A 19,659-nucleotide genomic window follows, 5' to 3' on the forward strand; every position below is an offset into this window, starting at 1 on the left:
TTTATCTTTATTATACAGTTTTCAATCGTTCAACAAAATCAAGAAAGGCTGACTGTCCTTTTTCTGTCCGTTTAAACACACCGGCATCTTTGAGTACTTTTAAGAAAATATCGCCCACAGACTGTTGAATAAGCAGATCGATCTGTTCAGATGAAAGATTCTCTGCCGGTTCTTTCAATGTATCAGCCCATGGTTGATGGATAGGATCGACTGTCTCGACCTCTCCCATAAGAAAAGCTTTGACCTCCGCTAATTCCCTTTCCAGTCTCGGAGGCAGAATCGCCAGTCCCATAACTTCAATTAGTCCAATATTTTCTTTTTTAATATGCTGAACTTCTGGGTGCGGATGGAAAAGGCCATCTGGATACTGCTGAGTAGTACGGTTGTTCCGCAGCACCAAGTCCAACTCAAACTGATCTTCTCTCATTCTGGCAATGGGGGTCACCGCGTTATGCGGCGTTGTACCTGTGTATGCCTGGATATCGACCGACGGATCATCGTATTCATCCCAAGTCTCCATGACCTTTTTCGCTGCCTGCTCCATCGCTGACTGATCCTTGCTGCTTAGCCGAATCACTGACATCGGCCATTTAACCAGCCCGGCTTTTACTTGCGGCAAGTCCTTTAGTTGAAAGGTCTCTTCCATTTCCGCTCTTTCCAGCGCAAAAGTGTGCTGACCACCTTGATAGTGATCATGAGAAAGAATCGATCCGCCTACGATCGGTAATCCGGCATTTGAGCCCACAAAATAATGCGGCAATATCGTTAAGATATCCAACAGATTTTTGATTGCACGCTCTCCAACATTCATTCCCCGGTGTTCTTCAGAAAGAAAAATGGCATGCTCATTATAGTAAGCATACGGAGAATACTGAAATCCCCAAGGCTCTCCGGCTACTTCCAGTCGGATAATCCGGTGGTTTGAGCGCCCTGCATGACTCTCATGACCGGCGTACCCTTCGTTTTCCATACACAATGCATTGACTGGATACGAATATTGCGTTTGTTTAGCCGCCGCAATTTTTTTAGGGTCTTTTTCCGGTTTCGATAAGTTGATCGTAATTTCCAAGTCTCCATACTCTGTTGGATGGGTATACTCAATATTTTTTGCGATTTCTCTGGTTTTAATATAATTACTCTCTTCGCTGAAGGTATAAAAATCATTCGTTGCCAGCTGCTGATTTTTGGCATAAAGCTGCCAGAAACGATTATTGACTTCTGACGGTCTCGGTGTCACGACATCCATGATTTTTGCACCGAATACATCGCGCGCAGATGCTGAATCTTCGATCAATTCCACTTCCACTGCATACTCAACAAGATCATCCAGCATAGTTAAATGAGAAGATTCATGAAAAAGTTCATTAGAAGATTCTGGATCCGATAATTCCTTTTTCTTTAATAATTCCAATAATTTATTGGTCAGATAAATCCGGTCTAGCGGGTCGACTTTCTCATGATCAATGTGCCACTGAATAAAAGCAGCAATTGTTGCATCAATCTTCTGATTGCTCAAAGGTTGCTGATTCATTAGGCATCCCATTCCTTTGTTCCGTCCGCTGTTTCAGCAATATAAAATTCTGCTGAATGCCCGATTTCCTGTTCAAAACGTTTGCCTACTTGACCAATAAACGTGTCTACCTTCGCATCTTCAACTATAGCAATACAACACCCTCCAAAGCCGCCGCCTGTCATTCGTGCACCGATGACGCCGGATTGCTCCCAAGCTAATGAAACCAGCAGATCTGTTTCTTTTACCGTCACTTCATAATCATTTTTCAGGGAACGATGTGATTCATTCATTAACTGCCCAAACGTTTTTAAATCACTGGTCTTCAGGGCATTTGCAGCTTGATTCGTCCGGATATTTTCATAAACAGCATGCTTCGCTCGGCGCAGCAGTACATCTTCTTGAATAGAAGTTTTGTGTGCTTCAAATTCTTCTGCCGATAGAGACCCCAGTGACGGAACATCTATATCTGTCTGCAGCTGTTTCAATGCCTCTTCACACTGTTCTCTTCTTAAGTTATATTCAGAATCTACGAGTTCTCTGCGTGTCATCGAGTTCATGATTATGATTTTATGATCCGGCAATTCCACTGGTACTTGTTCATAGTCCAGCGTATTGGTATCCAGCAGCATCGCATGTTCTTTTTTGGCCATTCCTACGGCAAATTGATCTAAAATCCCTGAATTCAAGCCTAAGAATTCATTTTCTGTTTTCATCCCTAGTTTGACAATGTCAAGTTGAGGGATATCTAAATTGAAGCATTCTCTGATGATGACTCCTGTCAGCACTTCTAAGGAAGCGGAGGAGGACAGTGATGCACCGTTTGGAATCGTTCCATAAATATACATATTCAATCCATTGGGCAGCTCACCGAATTTTTGCTGCAAGTAGAGAAACATGCCTTTTAAGTAATTGGTCCATTTGTCCGTTTTATTGTACTCAATATCCGCCAACTCAAAATTCAGCATTCCATCATCTGGAAAATTCGCTGAATAGGCATATACAGACTGATCGTCTCGCATAGAAACGACAGCATAAGTGCCCATCGTGATTGCACAAGGAAAAACTTTCCCGCCATTGTAATCTGTGTGTTCACCAATTAAATTGATTCTTCCGGGTGAAAAAAAGACTCGTTCTCCAGGTGCACCAAACACTTTTTTGAATCCCTCTAATAACTGTGTTTTCTCCATACTGCTCCCTCATTTCTCCTAGTAGTGACTACATTGTAAACCCTTTAGTAAAAAATAACAAGTAAATTTACTAAATATTATATTTAAGTAAGTTACCATTCGGCATATCCTACAGAATTCCCGATTAAGAACAACACTGTTTATTCTTGCTACTCGGTCTCTTTTGCTGTCCCAGTTGATAGAATGCACTGCTTATTTTCGCTACCCGACCTCTTCTTCTGCTTCAGTTGATAGAATACACTGCTTATTCTTGCTACTCGGTCTCTTTTGCTGCTTCAGTTGATAGAATGCACTGCTTATTTTTGCTACTCGGTCTCTTTTGCTACTTCAGTTGATAGAATGCATCGCTTATTCTTGCTACTCGGTCTCTTTTGCTGCACCAGTTGATAGAATGCACCGCTCATTTTTGCTACTCGATCTCTTTTGCTGCCCCAGTTGATAGAATAAGAGGTTCGTCAGTGCGACCCTTTGTATCCGACTTCAGATTCCGCATCACTGAAGTATCCTTTGTCTTTCGCTTACAGTTCCTACTGCCTATCCTGCAGCGGCTTTTCATCATCAAGTTATCGCCCATGCCAGGTGCGTAAAAAAACACCTGACTTTTCATTCAGGTGTTTCTGTTAGTATAAAGGGTTTAAAGTTTATCCGAACACGGTCTCCAGTAATTGAACGACCCATCCAGACACATCTAGTCCTGTGCTGTAGAGAATAACACCATCTACTACAATCAATCCGACGATACCAGCAACCCCCACAAAGAGTGTTTTTATAGAAAATTTTCTTTCTGCCATTTTATTCTGCCCTTAAGTTAACTTTTTTACTTATTGATACTGCTCTATATATTCCTCCATATACAACACTTCTACTACATCCGACCAGTCTAAAACACTGCCGACAAAATCTACAATATCCAGCCCTTTCATTTCATAAGTGTCTTCATCGTTCACTGTACCGGAAGCATCCTCAATATACGTTACCTTATAACCTCTATCACTCGCTGCAATAGACGTAAACAAACAGCAGTATTCTGCATTGAATCCGACCACAAATACTTGGTCCACTTGGTGTTTTACAAGGTATTCAGATAGCTCAGGACTGGAAAATGCATTCGGAGAAGATTTAACTACAACCAGATCGCTATTTTTCTCAATCCCCTCTGCCAGCTGACTATCTTCTGATTCAGGATCAAATATACTTCCGGATCCCGGCAGCAAGTGCTGCGTCGCTATTATGACTTGCTGTCGATTTTTGAAATCTTTCATTAACGCTGTAATGTTATTTTGCTGTCGTTCAAATTGTTTTCTTTTCATTAACCCTTTTTGTACATCTAAGACGATCAACGCCTGCATCTAATCCCTCTTTTTCATAAATTAATCTGGATCAGTTCAGAATAATGTACATTGGTCTGCCTCCTTTTTAACCTTTTCTATTCTGCAGCTTCAGTCAGATAAGGTGGTTCTACTTCCGTTAATTGACTGAAGTTGATGGTGTGGATATTATCCAGATCTAAATCAATATGCGAAGTAATGACAAAATTTTTGCCTTCTTCACGTTTCTTTTGAATGACATCCATCATTTGTCTTCTAGTTTTTCTATCTACATTAGCTAACGGTTCATCCAGCAAATACCAGTCTTTTTCAATACAGAGAATCGTCAGCAAATACAAAAATCTCCGTTCTCCGCCCGACAGCATCCCGATTTTTCGGTTCATTATCTTTTCCAGATCCAAATCAATATCATATACTTCAAGAAACTGTTTGAAATCTGTGACCTGTTTTCGGTCAAGAGATGTTATGAACCGAATATATTGAGAGACTTTCAACCGAAAACTAAAGTCGAAGGTCTGCCGCATATAGACAACCGACTCATTTCCGGTTAACACCCCCGTCCTCGACTTTCGAAGATTCGCCAAATGGTCCAAAAAGAGTGTCTTTCCAATCCCATTATCCCCTTCAAGAAAAGTCACTCCATTTTGAATCGTAAAATCAACTGTCTTTTCTATTCCTTTTATGTAAAAGCGACTGACTGTAATCATTTTTATCTCCTTTCGACCGAGAGCGGCTGGAAAAATAGAATACTAGGAATGCTGAGGATGACTACGACGATAGTGAAAACAGCAGCTTCCCAAGGAAATTCAAAGTGCATAAGTCTTTCCGCCCAAGTCCCTAGTAAATAAAAAGGATTAAACTGATTTAAATTTGCGTTTGAAGAAAGCAAAATAAAAAACCCAAAAAACGAAACATTCAGTATAGAGGTCATTGTCGATGAATGGATCCCTTTAATCAGAGTCAAATTATAAGACAAAAATGCAGTAGGCAAACAGACAACTAAAGCAATCAGTCCCGCGTATACAGCCGACAATAATGAAACATTGGTCAGCACGACCAATGCAATGTTGAATAGCATGGCACACAGTATACTAAACAGTATTTGAGTCAACACTGTACCGAGAAAGTATTGAACAGGAATCCATTTAATCGAAAAGATGGTCGAGAGTGTTCCGTAATCTTTTTCCCTCAGCACATACACACCGATCCCGGCAAACGCATTAAAATAAATATAGATCAAAAAATAAATAGTCTCCGACGCAGAACTGATATTCTGACGATTGATCATCAACAGCACAGTAGGCAAAGCAGCTGTCCACCCGAACGCGACTTTGTCCTTAAGCAAAATGGCCAAGTTTAATCTGCAAATTGACAGTATCTCATACAAAATAGTTCCTCCTCTATAAATTGATGATATTCTTATGTAAAATAGGCAAATAAACACCAAATAGGAAAGTAGATTCTTATTTTTCAGAAAAAATCATTAATTAAAAGTCTGCGACTATATCTTCTAACCATTTTCTTATCAGATTCTTATTTACTAATTTAATAGTATCGGTTTATCAAAAATTTAGCAATAAGGCAAGACCATCTTTTTGAAAAATCTTTCCGTATTTCTTCATAAAATCCTCAAACCTGATCTTTTAAGATCGCTGTAATTACTTTAATTTTGTGATATAATAGATATTGAAGAAACATATAGTAAACTTGATATACGACTGAATAGGAGGTCAATATTATGCCTTTCTTTATACCTTTCTGGGATCCTACCTTTATTTTGATTATTATCGGAATGGTCATCTCGGGATTTGCAAGTATGTACGTCCAATCCACTTACCGAAAATATAGCAATGTCACCAGTAAAAACGGATTTACAGCATCAGATGTCTGCCGTAAAATACTGGATGCTGCGCATTTAGAAAATGTACGGTTGGAAGGGATCCGTGGGAACCTGACAGACCATTACAACGCCAAAGATAATGTGCTGCGATTGTCTGATACGACTAGAAATTCAAGATCCGTTGCAGCGATCGGTGTTGCCGCTCACGAAGCCGGCCACGCTCTTCAAGATCGTGATAACTACGGCCCCCTAAGATTGCGTGCTTCCTTGGTTCCAGTAACAAATATTGGACAGACTGCCGCTTTCCCAATCTTATTTTTAGGATTTTTATTAGGTGAAGGTGGAAGCTTCTTAGTGACTACCGGTATTCTGTTGTTTTCTTTGACGTTGTTATTTCAGCTGGTCACATTACCTGTAGAATTTAATGCGTCAAATCGTGCAATTGAAGTTCTGGAAACACAGGGATTATTATCCAGAGAAGAGATTCCGCAAGCACGTAAAGTTTTGAATGCCGCAGCTTTAACTTATATCGCTGCCGCAATTGCTTCATTCTTAAGTGTTTTGCGTCTGATTTTAATTTTCAGCGGCAGAAGCCGAGACTAATAATGGACTGAATATAATATAATAGCGCCAAGTTCTTGTTGAAGAGAACTTGACGCTATTTTTATTTTACTTTTGTAGTTGTTCGATATAGTCTTTTAAAACATGGATAGTTTGTACGCAGTCCGATAATTCCGACCATTCTTCAGGGTTATGACTGATTCCTTTTTTACTTTGTACAAACAGCATGGCAGATGGAACGTGCCGACCAACAATCATTGCATCGTGTCCAGCTCCACTCGGTAAATAGTACGGTTTGATGCCTGATCTGCGTGCACTTTCAGCTAAAAGCGCCTGACGTTCTTTTGCGATTGGTACAGGAGGCACGTCATGCACACATTGATGCGCAAAGGTTACGCCTGTTTGTCTCTGGATATCTTGTCCGGTTTCAATAATTTTATTGACTAATTCCGTTCTTGAGTCAAAAGCAATATCTCTAATATCAACGAACAATATCACTTCCCCTGGAATCACGTTGGTACCATTTGGTTTAACTTGAAGATTTCCTACTGTTGCGACTGCTGTTTCATTAATTTTTCGAGGTAAGGTACTCACTCTTTGGATGAAGGCGCTGGCCGCAACCAATGCATCTTTCCGATCATCCATCGGCGTATTCCCAGCATGTCCTGCTAATCCAGTAAATACCACTTTTAACCAGTAAGGTCCTGCGATTCCTGTGACAATTCCCGTAGGCAGCTCTGCTTTTTCAAGTTTCTTTCCTTGTTCAATATGAACTTCCACAAACGTTTCTATTTCACTTAGATCTCTTCCCGCAGCACTGTATCCTTCTACGGTTAATCCTACATCTTGAATTACTTCACCGAATAAACGGTCATCATAATCTCTTCTCTTCAGAGTCTTTTCCATATCTGTATCTCCGACCATTGCTTCACTGCCCGTCAGCCCACCATTAAAACGGGACCCTTCTTCATCTGTAAAAATGACGACTTCATAAGGTTTTTCAGGTGTATAGCCGGTATCTTTCCATGCCTGCGCAACTTCTAATGCAGAGAGTACTCCAATTGTTCCATCAAAATGTCCACCGTTTGGAACAGTATCTACATGGGATCCACTCATGATTGCCGGTTTCTCAGGAGTTTTCCCTTCCATTCTTCCGAATATATTTCCGGCACCGTCTTCTGAAATAGAAAGCCCTGCTTCTTTCATCCACTCTATCACCCGGTCTTTCGCTTCTCTTTCCAGCAGTGAAAAACCTGGACGCTTGGCTCCCTCATCTTCGGTTAATCCAATGTTCGCCAAAACCGTTAATCTCTCAGCTAACCGCTCTCCTGAAACACCATGTTTGGAAAAAGACGCGTCATATGTCTTTAATAATCGTTCATCCAAATTTATGTATTGCTGTGTCATTCCAATCTCCCCATTTCTTTTGACTGAGTTAATTATATCATTCTCTTGTAAAAGAAAAAGTCGGACAGTCTGCATCGCTTCCTGAAAATAGCCTCTGTAGAAAAAGCAGTACTTTTTTAAGAAATCCATCTGCTCCTTTAAGCCGTTATTCGGCGACTTATTCTCTCGCTTCATATTTATCTCACTGAATTTCGCCTCTATTCGACGACTTATTTTCACGCTCCAAATTTATCTCGCTGTATTTTGCCTCTATTCGACGACTTATTCTCTTGCTCCAAATTTATCTTACTGAATTCACCCTCTATTCGGCACCTTACTCTCTTTCTCCAAATTTATCTCGCTGTATTCTCCCTCTATTCGACGACTTATTCTCATTTTCCAAATTTATCTCACTGTATTCTCCCTCTATTCGACGACTTATTCTCTTGCTCCAAATTTATCTCACTGTATTCTCCCTCTATTCGGCGACTTATTCTTTTTCTCTAAATTTATCTCGCTTAATCACGTTAAAAAGTTAAAAATCCCCTTCTTCACTCTGTTAAAGCGAAAAAGGAGATTTGATTTGATTTCAATCATTCATAGTACTTAACGTTCTGCTGTTTCAGCAAAAACGGTTGACCATTCATCACGTTTTGCCAGGAAGTCGCGGGCAACTTCTTTTGCGCCTTCAAGCGTATGGTGGGCAGCCCAGCCGCATTGCTTTTCATTGCTGGCAGGTACTTCGTCTGCTTCTAAGATGTCCTGCATCGTTTGTTCCAATACGTCTAGAATTTCATCATAATGCTCATGGTTCAATACTGTCAGATAAAAACCTGTCTGACAGCCCATGGGACCAAAGTCGATCACATAATCCGCATGATTGCGAATATGTTCTGCTGTCAAATGTTCTAGAGAGTGCACAGCCATCATATCCATGTGCTCTTTGTTCGGCTGCGAAAAGCGGACATCATACTTCACAATGACGTCTCCGTGAGCACCTGTTTTGCGGTCTGCTACTCTTACATAAGGGGCAGCGACTTTGTTGTGATCTAAATTAAAACTTTCTACATTCATCTTTTTTTCCGGCATATTCCTTCTCCTTTACTTCAATCCGTGATTCTATGATACTATATTTCTCAGATTATGCAATCTGCCTAAAAAGCGTCCTCATATCCAGAAGCGTCATAACTTTCTACCAAATCTTCATAAAATACAGCTTTTGAAGTTTGAATGTACGGAGACAGGAACAAATACCCTAGTCCAAAAGTAAACAGTGCAAGAATATGCCATCCGACAAAGCTGAGTTCTAAGATGAAAAGTCGTCCTTTGTTTCCTCTCATCAATTCTTTGCTTTCTGTAATGTAATCTATCGGAGACAAGTTTTCGCCGTTCTCTATGGCATCTTTATAAATGTAATAGGCTTGAGAATAGGCAAAATTAGCGATAATTCCCGGAATAATAAATAGAAAAGACCATAGAATTGTAAATACCCATGTAATAATAGCGATAGCCAGCACTTGGATCGTGTACCCTTTTCTGATGACACGAAAAGCATCACTTAAAGGTTCAATAGTGTAGTCGTTGTATCTTACTAAATCAAGCAAAGTATAGGCGATACTTGTCGTAAATAAAATCGTTGCTATATTGACTAAAATTTCCTTTATATCAATAAAAAATGAAAGCGAAAATTCAGATAGTTCTGCATCAGTGGGAGCACCCATACCAAATATTTCAAGCGTCTCCGTTATGCCTCCCGCAAACAACATTCCTATAACTACCGGTATAATGCTCAGCAGTGCAACATCTTTCCAGTTCCCGCTCAGTCGTTCTCTTGCTCTTCTTTTAATTTCCCCGGTTGGCAACATGCTTTTTTTCTCCTCCAGATAAACACAGTTATTTTAAGTGAAAAATGATTTAAATGAAACATTTGCATTTATTTTAATCTGATTTTCGTCCTGTATGATCTACGTTCGCAGGAGTGACAAAGTCTGTTTTTCCTGTTCTGACAAATACAGTTTTTTCATGTTCCTTAATATTGTTAAACAAATCTGCTCACCTTTTTCACCGAGAGAGACGGCTTCATTGAACCGAGATTTATACGCTTGCAGCAGTATTGTTTTGTGTTCAGGACTTGCAAGACCGATCCGCCAGGTAGCCTGTAAAATGGTGTCAGCAACTGCCCTGTTCTGATCATATGTCGCTTGCCAGATTTTTGGAAATACTGCTTCCATTTTGAATTCTGTGTCACTGATTGCTAAGTAAGACAGAAGTTGTCCTGCTTGTGCTCTCTGGTCTGCTTCAACAGATTCTAATTCAAAGACTAAGGTGTCCCATACTCTATAAACCCAGTCTACAGGGCGCTCCAATGACTCTAAGAGAAGCTGAAATGCCGTCATTTGACTACTGTGATCCGAACTGTTTAATAATTCAAATAACATCTTAGTTTCTTTATCCATGTCCTCATCCCTTTTTAAAACTTCGAATACTTATTTTGATACTTTCATCTTATCGTAGTTTTTTCAACGAGGACATCCTGCTTAAGACTGATTTTTATTGATATAATTGTTCAGATAGCTCAATTTGCTTTCGAAGTTCTTTATCCATTTTTTTTAATCGATTTTGCACGACAATAATTTGATCTTGCAGCGTGATTAATCCAGCAATATTGTTTTTGATCTTCGTATTATTACTAATATCGGAAAAGATATTATCGAAGAACACATCCATCGTTCGATGTCCGTTGGAAATAAACTCAAAATTGCTTTCCCATTCATATTCCACATCTTTCAGTTCTATCTGGTATCTTCTTAGTTCAGAGTCTACTTTAGCCATCAATTCTTCTGCTTTATCGATCTTATCGTATTTCATCATATCCGTAAAAAAACCGCCGCCCATCATGTCCATGGTGGACCAGTTCTGAGCTGACCTTAAATGTTCATGAGCAAATTCTATTCGGTCTAAAATACTTTCCCCTGCACGAAAGGCTTCTTCTACTTCAATTAACTGCTGGCGCCATTCCATGCGCTTCGCAGACTCTTCATTCAGCAACATCTGATATTCAGGATTGCTTGCGGCTAGCTGTTCTTTTAATTCTTCTAGTGCTTGTTTTGCCTGGGCAACTTGCAACTCCAACTTCGCATAGTTGGCTTTTTCTTCTTCCAGTTCTTCTGCTGCTTGATCAAGCTGATACCTCGCTTGAATCTGTTCCTGCTTTTCTTTTTCCATTCTTTTGTCCTGTGAACCGATAACGGAACGAACAAAGTGCGCAAAAGAGGGTTCTTCTATTTTTTCTAAGTCTTTTGTCTCCTCATTATAATGAACTTTCGCCTGTGCATATTTTTTACCACAAGTGTCTACATTTTTATCAGATGCTTCCAATTTTCTAAGTAGTGATGTGTATTTAGTTTGCAGGATTTCTAACTCTATCATTTTCTCTCTCCTCTATTCAGTTTCTCTTCTCTATGTAGGTGGAACTTACGCTCTCCATTATACCTGTCGCCCTTTTGAAATGCTACGGTCCTCGAAGAAGAATTTGTACAAAAAAACAAGCTGAGCACTCAAAAGAGAACCTCAGCTTGTTCTATTTGTTATTATTTTCCGATTTCAGCACGAACTACATCAGCAATGCGTTCAACGTAGCCTGTAACGGCTTCTTCTGTTTCTGCTTCGGCCATGACGCGCAGCAGTGACTCAGTCCCACTTGGACGAACCAGTACTCGTCCATTTCCATTCATTTCCGCTTCTACTTCTTCGATCACAGATTTGATAGCATCATTGTCCATAACGTTATGCTTATCTGTAACAGGGATGTTTACTAGTTTTTGCGGGAATGTTGTAACTTCTTCAGCTAATTCAGATAGTTTCTTACCTGTCTGCTTCATAACATTCAGTAATTGAATTCCTGTCAGTAATCCATCTCCAGTTGTATGGTAGTCCAAGAATACAACATGTCCAGACTGCTCTCCACCTAGATTATATCCATTTTTAAGCATTTCTTCTACAACATATCTGTCACCCACTTGGGTTTTAACAGATTCCAGATCATGTTGTTCAATTGCTTTATAAAACCCAATATTACTCATCACGGTTGATACAATAGTATTCTTTTTCAAACGGCCTTCATCATGCATGAACTTACCGCAGATATAAAGAATTTTATCCCCATCTACAATATTGCCTAATTCATCTACAGCAATCAATCGGTCCCCATCGCCATCGAAAGATAGTCCAACATCTGCCCCTTTTTCTTTAACAAATTCTGCTAAATGTTCTGGGTGAGTACTCCCGACACCTGCGTTAATGTTCAAACCATCTGGAGCAGCACCCGTCACATCGAAGTCTGTATCCAGATCAGCAAATAAGCGATTCAACAGTGGGCTTGCTGCACCATTTGCGCCATCCAGCGCAACATGCAGACCAGATAGATTTCCTGATATCGTTTGAGTTAAGAACTGAATGTATTTCAGCATTCCTTCTTTATACTCTTCAGATGTTCCTAAACCTTCTGCACTAGGACGCGGCAGAGTATCTTTTTCAGCATCGATCAATGCTTCAATTTCCTGCTCTTGATCATCTGATAATTTGAATCCGTCTGCACCGAAAAACTTGATTCCATTATCTTGAACTGGATTGTGTGAAGCAGAAATCATGACTCCAGCTGTGGCTCCTTGCTGACGGGTTAAGTAAGAAACGCCAGGAGTTGTCAATACGCCTAGTCTAAGCACTTCAGCCCCTACGGAAAGTAATCCTGCAATCAGAGCGTATTCCAGCATACGGCCGGAAACTCGTGTATCCTTTCCAACCAGCACGCGAGGTCTTTCATCTTCAGTATGCTGAGCTAACACATAACCGCCATATCTTCCAAGTTTAAAGGCCATTTCTGGTGTGAGTTCAGCATTCGCAATGCCTCTGACACCATCTGTTCCAAAATATTTTCCCATTCGTTTATATTCTCCTTTTTCAATCAGGTACGTTGACTTTATTCTGCTGAATTATCTCCGCTGGTTTCCTCTTCATTAGGGGAAACTCGAATCAAAACTTCCAACTCTTCAGGATCTGTTCCTGTTATTCCTTCAGGCAATGTCAACGGGACTGTCCGAATCGTTGACTCAGTAATGCCAGAGATATCTACATCAACCGAGAAATTGTTCAATGCTTCCAATGCGTCTGTTTCTCCTGTGACCGTTACATTTTCAGGCTGTCCCTGAGAGAATTCCAGGTTATAGTCGTAAGCATCATTTCCTGTACCGGTTTTTTTCAATACAATCGGAACTGTTCTCTGTGTTCCTTCAACCGGTACGGTAACTTCAATCTGCTGCGGATCGATATTGACGTTCAGCGGATCTCCAGATGCATTCAAGACCAGTACATTTAGTGTCAATTGTATATCTTCTGTAATGTCTGATTCTTCTGGTGCGACAACTACCATAACATCACTGATTTGTTCCATAGTCGATTCAGCACCTGACACTGTAACGATTTCTTCGGAAAGGACAGGTTCACCAGCCGTATATCCTTCCGCCAAATGTGCCGATTCATTAAATTCTGCTCTAACTTCAAATTCTTCTACTTGTTTCTGCTCTACAGTCAGTGTAAATTCCGAAGGACTGATTGAATAATCCAGCTGATTGCTCAATCCTTCTGCTTCTAACTGAACTTCGTGGGTACCCGGTCCAAGTTCATTCAGATCAGGCGTTACAATACTGAAGTTTTGTGTCGCTAAAGTCTGAGTTAAAATGGCTTGCGGGCCTTCCAGTCTAATCGTTGCCGTTTCTGGGATTCCAGACACAAAATACTGTTCCCGATCAACATTGATGTCGATCGGCATATTTGCAATGACTTCAGATCCGGTAATACTCGCCCCATCTGTAGGGTTTGTAGATAAGTTTCTAGATTCTTCTTCATAATATACAAATGAAAACAGCAGAATGGCAAAAAACAACGCCACGCCCCGTGTAAACCACTTACTATCTAAATTCCATTTCACTTGCCAGACACTCCTTTCCGCACCGATTCAATGATCTGCTGGATCGGTCCTTGTGTCTCTTTCTCCTTCTCAGTCATAACGAGTTCTTTGTTTAGGTACTCCACAACGTCATTACTGCTCATTTCTGTAATTAGATTTCCGTTTCTAGAAATGCTGATTTCACCAGTTTCTTCAGATACAATTAACGTGATGGCATCTGTCACTTCTGATAATCCAATTGCTGCCCGGTGCCTTGTTCCCAATTTTTTAGGGATGGCCGGACTTTCAGATAATGGGAGATAACTTGCAGCAGTAGCTACTTTGAAATCCTTAATGATGACTGCCCCATCGTGCAAAGGTGTATTAGGAATAAAAATATTGATCAGCAGTTCAGATGAAATCTCTGCACCGATCGGGATTCCCGTTTTGATATATTCGTCCAGCCCACTTTCCATTTCAATCGATATTAATGCTCCGATTCTCCGTTTACTCATATACTGGATAGACTGCGCCAAACTGTCGACGACCATTTCGCTTGGATTGCTTTTCTTTCTTCTTCCGAATAAATACCCTCTGCCTAGATGTTCCAACCCTCTCCGCAACTCCGGCTGGAAGATAATAATCAAGGCAAGCGCAGACCACTGTATCACAAAATCTACAATAAATTCAGTTGTATTCAACTGGAGCACCATGCTGAAAAGTTTCAGTAATAAAATCACACCGATTCCTTTCAACAACTCAACTGCTCGCGTTCCTCGTACAATCTTAATTAATTGATAGATAAAAAAGGCTACAATGATAATGTCTACGATATTGATTCCGGTTCTCAAGGTAAAGAATTGAGACCAGTCAAAGTTTCTTATAAAATCAAAGGGCATGAACGTCACCTCCTAATTCTAAACATGCACGAAATTAGTATATCACATCTATTCGCTTTAATCGTATGTTACTTGGAAATTTATCACAAATCCATCATGAATCTGTTCATTAAAAAAAGCTGTATAGCAGACGCTACACAGCTTTTTGAGACTGGGCTACTAGGATTCGAACCTAGGGAATGACGGGATCAAAACCCGCTGCCTTACCGCTTGGCTATAGCCCAATAGTAATAATGGAGGGAGTAGGATTCGAACCTACGAACCCGAAGGAGCGGATTTACAGTCCGCCGCGTTTAGCCACTTCGCTATCCCTCCGTCAATTCTTGAAATTCTATCAATGCCGGCTAAAGGATTTGAACCCTCGACCCACTGATTACGATTCAGTTGCTCTACCAACTGAGCTAAGCCGGCGTACTTTTACAGCAGCGAGACTTATATAAAATTTCAAGATCTAAATGACCCCTACGGGATTCGAACCCGTGTTACCGCCGTGAAAGGGCGGTGTCTTAACCGCTTGACCAAGGGGCCATATCTTTTCTGTACTTTTTGAGCACAAGATATATTGTATTATGAAATGCCCCCATTGTCAACACCATTTATATTTTTTTTATTTTTTCTATTCATCACTGTTGATATCCTGATATTTATCCGGTTTGCGGGCAAATAGATCAACGACATATGGACAAACGGCTTTGACTTTTTTATCTTCTTTTTTCATTTCTTCGACTACTCTATCGACTAATTGTTCCGCTATCCCTTGACCTCTTAATGAAGGGTCAACAAATGTATGATCAATGGCTGCTAGATTTTGCTCTGGATCTGGAACATACGTTACTTCAGCGAGCAGCTGTCCATTTTTTTCTTTATAAAATCGATTTTCTCCTTTTGTAAAGTCCATTCCGTTTCCTCCTACTTTATTTATATCCATTCTAATATATCATAAATGAATGGTTAACCGCTTTTATTTTGTTTTTAGGTAAATTCAACTTTCTAATTTCTCTTTTTCTCTTCTTGATGTATGGATAAAAAAAGAAAATTAAATGTCAATTCGATACATTATTCTAATATAAATTTAATTTTATTTTCTGATTTTTTTCTCAAATGACTTAAATATATCGATAAAACGCTTTAAATAAAGTTTTTTTTGATAATTTCTTTAAACCGTTTGACATTGAAAAAAAGAAGAGTAAACTGATAATGCTAGGGACACTAAAGGCTTTTTTACTTACTAAAAGAGAGGGAATGCTGCATGTCTGAAATGAGAAATAATCAAAAAGTTATGGCTGTGCTGATTCTGAATAAAACAGAACTGTTAGATGAGCTGTTACTCGAACTTACAAATGTAGGCGTTGATTCTGCTACAGTTTTAAACTCTGTTGGAATGGCTCAACAATTATCGAAAGTAGAAGAAACAAGAATTCTTTCTACACTGCGTCCATTACTGATATCTGATCATTCTGAAAATAAAATGATTTTTTCTATTGTCAATGAATCGCAAATTGAAACAATCCGTAAAGTCGTCACTGAAGTCATTGGAGATCTGTCTGAACCGGACACTGGTGTTCTATTCGCCGTTCCAACCATCTTCACTGAAGGGCTGCACTAATGAACATCACTCGGGAAAGGAAAGTATAAATTGGAACTTAATACCTTGTTTTATGTGGCCCTCCTTTTGATTGTAGGGTCTTTGTTTGGGCATCTTGCTGCTTTAATTAAATTACCGACTGTAACAGGCTATATCTTTGGAGGCCTTTTGCTCGGACCATCTTTTTTTCACATTGTCCCTGAAACAGTCCTTGAAAGTATGGATGTCGTCTCTGAAGTATCTTTAGCTTTTATATCTTTTACGATCGGACTATCTTTCAAAGCAAGTTACTTGAAAAGAGTTGGCGTTACCCCTCTTTTTATAGCAGCTTTCGAATCAACTTTAGCAGCCGTTTTAGTGGCTGGATCGTTGCTCTTTATCGGAACAGATCTGCCATTTGCTTTAATTATGGGTGCGATCGCTGCTGCAACGGCTCCTACCTCTATCTTACTGGTTATGAAGGAATATAGAGCAAAAGGCCCAGTTTCAGAAACCCTTAAAAGCGTCGCCGCTCTAGATGATGCTACTGCTTTGATCTTATTCGGATTTTGTTCTACCGCTGTTCAGATTCTTGTGAATACTTCGGGAGAAGATATCAATCTTTTAACTTCTATCGTTCAACCATTTTTTAGTGTGTTCCTATCACTGTTTATTGGAGCGGTTACTGGTTTAATTATGAAATACCCATTGAAGTATTCCAAAACTGCTGGACAAAAGTTAACATTTTTATTAGCTTTTGTATTCCTTACAAGCAGCCTTGCTGTTGGTCTTGGAGTGTCAGAACTATTGGCTGTTATGATGACCGGAACTGTATTGACCAATATTTCTTCAGATGCTCCTCAAATGGGAGAATTTTCTGATCGTATTACACCGCCAATCTTTCTAATGTTCTTTGTGATTGCCGGGGCTCAATTAGACATTCACTTGATTCCTGCTGTGGGATTGATTGGAATCATGTACACGATTTTCCGTATCATCGGTAAGTTTACAGGCGCTTATATCGGCTCAATGATTATGAAAACCCCTAAAGTAGTTAGAAATTACTTAGGCTTCATGCTCCTTCCTCAAGCTGGGGTAGGAATTGGTCTGATTGCAATCTCAGCAGGTATTTTGCCTGAATATGCCGATCAGATCAGAACCGTTGTCTTAAGTGCTACCTTACTTTATGAATTTTCCGGTCCAGTCATTACCAAACTGGTTCTGCGTAAAACTGGAGAAATCGGAACCATTCCAACCAATGTTCAAGAAGTTGTATAATTCCATATGACGATTTAAAAGGGTTACCTTTGAGACATCACTCAAAGGCAACCCTTTTTTTACAGATAAAATAGTTTATCAAATGATAACATACCGGTGGATCCGTATTCTACTCCCATAAAATCTTGATGGATCACACCACGCAGATAAGTTGAATAGATAGGCAGAAAGGCTGCTTCTTCAATCAGTGACTGCTCGATTTGCTGTAACGCTGCACTTCTCTGTTTCCTGCTGTTTAGTTCAAAACTGCTGTATAGCTGCTTTTCCAGGTCAGGCATATTCTGATACAGATATCTAAAAGGGCTATCTTCAGATAATAAAAACGTATAAAAACGATTCGTTAATGAAGGATTGATCGTTGTTCCAGTATAAATCAAATCAGCCTTCGACAAATGCTGGTTGAGCGTTTCAAACGGCACATTCAAGACCTCTATCTGAATTTCCTTAACCGCCAATTGCTCCTTGATCCATTGAACATCAGCTGTATTCGGCTCTAATTGATAAGTAAGCAAGGTTAACTGAACAGGTCTTCTCAATGAAAAAGACGACCCTTCTAGTTGTTCATTATCATCCTGATGTTCCTGATGCTTATTGAGCAAAGTTTCTACTGCTATGTCCCTTGGATAGCCCAGATCCTTAATTAACTTCTGTTTGTCTATTGCCTCATATACCATTTTTCTAAATGCCTTTTGCTGTTGCAAACCCGGTTTATTCATATTCCAAATTAGACAAGTTGACTTTAATGCCTTGCTGTTTACTATGTTAAAGGACTGCAGATTAGAGGCATTTAAAATAAATGGCAGATATTCAAAATCATCTTGTCCACCCTAATGTGATTTTAAATACTTTTCAATGCAGTCGGTGTAATTGTTTATTCATCAGCAACAACTTATTGTCCCCTGTAGAATCAGGATTTTTAGGAAAATCCTACACAGCTTTTGCCTTATTGCTTTCCGTCTTTATATTGAAAGAGCGTTTCACAAAAAGAGAAGGATTTTAGATGTTCATGATGCTAATAGGAATCTTTCTTTTTATGTATCGAGGTGGTTCGTTATTCGTCCATCCTCTAGGAATTTTATTTGCTTTTGTGTATACTTTCTTTTTTGCATTAACCAATATCTATATCAAACAGCAGCTCTCAGCTTATAAAGAATCAAATTCAATACTCTTTACCAATAACTGTATTACACTGCTGTTCGTCATTATATACAATGGACTCACTACTACTGATTTCGCAATATCCTTTTCTATACCCAGTATAGGCTTAATCGTCCTGTCTTCTCTCTGCACTGGTTTATTTGGTACGCTGCTCTTATACGAAGCTCTAAAACGGCTGAAATTCTCTACAGTCACTGTTACTCGCTCGTTTAGCCCATTGATCTCTGCAGTAATCGCCTATCCTTTTTATCCGGTCGCTCTTTCCTTACCCAGCTTACTGGGCGCTGCACTCATTATTGCTTCTATCCTCTTACTATCCATAAAAAATAGACTTCCAGTTTATTTACTTTTATTTACTGTGGTCTATAAAGTTCTTATATACAGTAAAAAGGCAGCGTCACAGGACGCTGCCTCTGAATTGGCACCTATAGATTTCACTAATCAGTATAATCAAATTCAATGTTGTGACAACTTCTAAAAAGTCTCTTACTTGATTAAACGCTGCGTTTTCAGAGTCACAATTTTACCTTCTACAGTACAAAAAAGCAGCGCCCATAATATAGACGCTGCCTTAAGAAAGCCACTTACCGGGCTTGAACCGGTGACCTCATCCTTACCATGGATGCGCTCTACCTGCTGAGCTAAAGCGGCTTGCTATTATTTCATTGCAATGAAAAACTCCGCAAGCAGGGCTCGAACCTGCGACAACGCGATTAACAGTCGCGCGCTCTACCAACTGAGCTATTGCGGAATCAAAAATAAAAACTATAAAAAAAGAGCTGCACGGCAACGTCCTGCTTTCACAAGGGGAAACCCCTCACTATCCTCGGCGCTGGGAAGCTTAACGGCTGTGTTCGAAATGGGAACAGGTGGATCCTTCCCGCCATCATTACCGCACAATGACTCTTTTCTGTTGTAAGAGAACCTTGTTCTCTGAAAACTAGATAGCTGACCTTTTTCACTCACATGTTAGACAACACCGCATACGCTTAGACCAACAT

At 39.8% G+C, this 19,659-nt stretch carries 20 protein-coding genes, 6 tRNA genes and 1 rRNA gene; 4 read left to right on the top strand and 23 right to left on the bottom strand.

Features of this window, described 5'->3' with window-relative positions:
* Nucleotides 1-10: 10 nt before the first annotated feature.
* The 6 genes from galT to B6F02_RS01750 form a co-directional block, all read right to left on the bottom strand.
* Complete coding sequence (gene galT, locus B6F02_RS01725) at nucleotides 11-1,531, bottom strand: UDP-glucose--hexose-1-phosphate uridylyltransferase (RefSeq protein WP_080145670.1); 1,521 nt, start codon at nucleotides 1,529-1,531, stop codon at nucleotides 11-13.
* Nucleotides 1,531-2,700, bottom strand: coding sequence for a galactokinase (locus B6F02_RS01730; RefSeq protein WP_080145671.1), 1,170 nt, complete (start codon nucleotides 2,698-2,700; stop codon nucleotides 1,531-1,533). The genes galT and B6F02_RS01730 overlap by 1 nt, the downstream gene beginning before the upstream one ends.
* A 641-nt stretch (nucleotides 2,701-3,341) precedes the next feature.
* Nucleotides 3,342-3,491, bottom strand: coding sequence for a hypothetical protein (locus tag B6F02_RS10985; protein ID WP_179128501.1), 150 nt, complete (start codon nucleotides 3,489-3,491; stop codon nucleotides 3,342-3,344).
* Nucleotides 3,492-3,521: 30 nt separating this feature from the next.
* Nucleotides 3,522-4,049 (bottom strand): cysteine hydrolase family protein, encoded by a 528-nt coding sequence (locus B6F02_RS01740; RefSeq protein ID WP_080145673.1) that lies wholly within the window; start codon nucleotides 4,047-4,049, stop codon nucleotides 3,522-3,524.
* A gap of 77 nt (nucleotides 4,050-4,126) precedes the next feature.
* Nucleotides 4,127-4,735: an ATP-binding cassette domain-containing protein gene (locus B6F02_RS01745; RefSeq protein ID WP_080145674.1), complete on the bottom strand. Its 609-nt coding sequence runs from the start codon at nucleotides 4,733-4,735 to the stop codon at nucleotides 4,127-4,129.
* A 2-nt stretch (nucleotides 4,736-4,737) separates the two neighbouring features.
* Complete coding sequence (locus B6F02_RS01750; protein ID WP_080145675.1) at nucleotides 4,738-5,415, bottom strand: hypothetical protein; 678 nt, start codon at nucleotides 5,413-5,415, stop codon at nucleotides 4,738-4,740.
* A gap of 351 nt (nucleotides 5,416-5,766) precedes the next feature.
* On the opposite strand from B6F02_RS01750, the gene B6F02_RS01755 reads away from it, so the two are divergent.
* Entirely contained in the window at nucleotides 5,767-6,471 is a 705-nt protein-coding gene (locus B6F02_RS01755) for a zinc metallopeptidase (RefSeq protein ID WP_080145676.1), read from the top strand.
* A gap of 66 nt (nucleotides 6,472-6,537) precedes the next feature.
* Here the strand turns inward: B6F02_RS01755 and B6F02_RS01760 are convergent, their stop codons facing one another.
* The 13 genes from B6F02_RS01760 to B6F02_RS01820 form a co-directional block, all read right to left on the bottom strand.
* On the bottom strand, nucleotides 6,538-7,836 hold the full coding sequence (locus B6F02_RS01760) for a Zn-dependent hydrolase (protein ID WP_080145715.1): 1,299 nt from the start codon (nucleotides 7,834-7,836) through the stop codon (nucleotides 6,538-6,540).
* A gap of 585 nt (nucleotides 7,837-8,421) precedes the next feature.
* On the bottom strand, nucleotides 8,422-8,904 hold the full coding sequence (locus tag B6F02_RS01765; RefSeq protein WP_080145677.1) for an S-ribosylhomocysteine lyase: 483 nt from the start codon (nucleotides 8,902-8,904) through the stop codon (nucleotides 8,422-8,424).
* Between the two features lie 65 nt (nucleotides 8,905-8,969).
* Complete coding sequence (locus B6F02_RS01770; protein WP_080145678.1) at nucleotides 8,970-9,680, bottom strand: DUF975 family protein; 711 nt, start codon at nucleotides 9,678-9,680, stop codon at nucleotides 8,970-8,972.
* A 99-nt stretch (nucleotides 9,681-9,779) separates the two neighbouring features.
* Nucleotides 9,780-10,271 carry a hypothetical protein gene (locus tag B6F02_RS01775; RefSeq protein WP_080145679.1) on the bottom strand — a complete coding sequence of 164 codons (492 nt, stop codon included), beginning with the start codon at nucleotides 10,269-10,271 and terminating at the stop codon, nucleotides 9,780-9,782.
* A 94-nt stretch (nucleotides 10,272-10,365) separates the two neighbouring features.
* The gene (locus B6F02_RS01780; RefSeq protein WP_080145680.1) at nucleotides 10,366-11,244 is read right to left on the bottom strand and encodes a hypothetical protein; all 879 of its coding nucleotides are present in this window, start codon (nucleotides 11,242-11,244) and stop codon (nucleotides 10,366-10,368) included.
* Between the two features lie 161 nt (nucleotides 11,245-11,405).
* A complete protein-coding gene (gene glmM, locus B6F02_RS01785) occupies nucleotides 11,406-12,755 on the bottom strand; it encodes a phosphoglucosamine mutase (protein WP_080145681.1) in 1,350 nt (449 codons plus the stop codon).
* Nucleotides 12,756-12,793: 38 nt separating this feature from the next.
* Nucleotides 12,794-13,801 (bottom strand): CdaR family protein, encoded by a 1,008-nt coding sequence (locus B6F02_RS01790; RefSeq protein WP_080145682.1) that lies wholly within the window; start codon nucleotides 13,799-13,801, stop codon nucleotides 12,794-12,796.
* Entirely contained in the window at nucleotides 13,798-14,658 is an 861-nt protein-coding gene (gene cdaA, locus B6F02_RS01795; RefSeq protein WP_080145683.1) for a diadenylate cyclase CdaA, read from the bottom strand. Before cdaA ends, B6F02_RS01790 begins: the two co-directional genes overlap by 4 nt.
* Before the next feature lie 151 nt (nucleotides 14,659-14,809).
* A tRNA-Gln gene (locus B6F02_RS01800) sits at nucleotides 14,810-14,882 on the bottom strand.
* Nucleotides 14,883-14,892: 10 nt separating this feature from the next.
* Nucleotides 14,893-14,973: transfer RNA gene (locus B6F02_RS01805), tRNA-Tyr, on the bottom strand.
* 23 nt (nucleotides 14,974-14,996) lie between these two features.
* Nucleotides 14,997-15,069: transfer RNA gene (locus B6F02_RS01810), tRNA-Thr, on the bottom strand.
* Between the two features lie 45 nt (nucleotides 15,070-15,114).
* Nucleotides 15,115-15,186 (bottom strand) — tRNA-Glu (locus tag B6F02_RS01815).
* 88 nt (nucleotides 15,187-15,274) lie between these two features.
* Nucleotides 15,275-15,556, bottom strand: coding sequence for a GNAT family N-acetyltransferase (locus B6F02_RS01820; protein ID WP_080145684.1), 282 nt, complete (start codon nucleotides 15,554-15,556; stop codon nucleotides 15,275-15,277).
* Nucleotides 15,557-15,907: 351 nt separating this feature from the next.
* Here B6F02_RS01820 and B6F02_RS01825 point away from each other — a divergent pair, with 351 nt between their 5' ends.
* Both B6F02_RS01825 and B6F02_RS01830 read left to right on the top strand, forming a co-directional pair.
* Nucleotides 15,908-16,264 carry a hypothetical protein gene (locus B6F02_RS01825; protein WP_080145685.1) on the top strand — a complete coding sequence of 119 codons (357 nt, stop codon included), beginning with the start codon at nucleotides 15,908-15,910 and terminating at the stop codon, nucleotides 16,262-16,264.
* Nucleotides 16,265-16,294: 30 nt separating this feature from the next.
* Nucleotides 16,295-17,500: a cation:proton antiporter gene (locus B6F02_RS01830; RefSeq protein ID WP_080145686.1), complete on the top strand. Its 1,206-nt coding sequence runs from the start codon at nucleotides 16,295-16,297 to the stop codon at nucleotides 17,498-17,500.
* A 59-nt stretch (nucleotides 17,501-17,559) separates the two neighbouring features.
* Here B6F02_RS01830 and B6F02_RS01835 read toward each other — a convergent pair whose 3' ends face one another.
* Entirely contained in the window at nucleotides 17,560-18,099 is a 540-nt protein-coding gene (locus B6F02_RS01835; protein WP_143745175.1) for a hypothetical protein, read from the bottom strand.
* Between the two features lie 401 nt (nucleotides 18,100-18,500).
* Here B6F02_RS01835 and B6F02_RS01840 point away from each other — a divergent pair, with 401 nt between their 5' ends.
* A complete protein-coding gene (locus B6F02_RS01840; RefSeq protein WP_080145688.1) occupies nucleotides 18,501-19,136 on the top strand; it encodes an EamA family transporter in 636 nt (211 codons plus the stop codon).
* Nucleotides 19,137-19,236: 100 nt separating this feature from the next.
* On the opposite strand, the gene B6F02_RS01845 is transcribed toward B6F02_RS01840, so the two are convergent.
* The 3 genes from B6F02_RS01845 to rrf all read right to left on the bottom strand — a co-directional run bounded on the left by B6F02_RS01845 (nucleotide 19,237) and on the right by rrf (nucleotide 19,555).
* A tRNA-Thr gene (locus tag B6F02_RS01845) sits at nucleotides 19,237-19,309 on the bottom strand.
* A 27-nt stretch (nucleotides 19,310-19,336) separates the two neighbouring features.
* Nucleotides 19,337-19,409, bottom strand: a tRNA-Asn gene (locus B6F02_RS01850).
* Nucleotides 19,410-19,439: 30 nt separating this feature from the next.
* A 5S ribosomal RNA gene (rrf, locus tag B6F02_RS01855) occupies nucleotides 19,440-19,555 on the bottom strand.
* Nucleotides 19,556-19,659 lie beyond the last annotated feature (104 nt).

The sequence above is a fragment of the Marinilactibacillus piezotolerans genome (genome assembly GCF_900169305.1).
Lineage (GTDB): Bacteria > Bacillota > Bacilli > Lactobacillales > Carnobacteriaceae_A > Marinilactibacillus > Marinilactibacillus piezotolerans_A.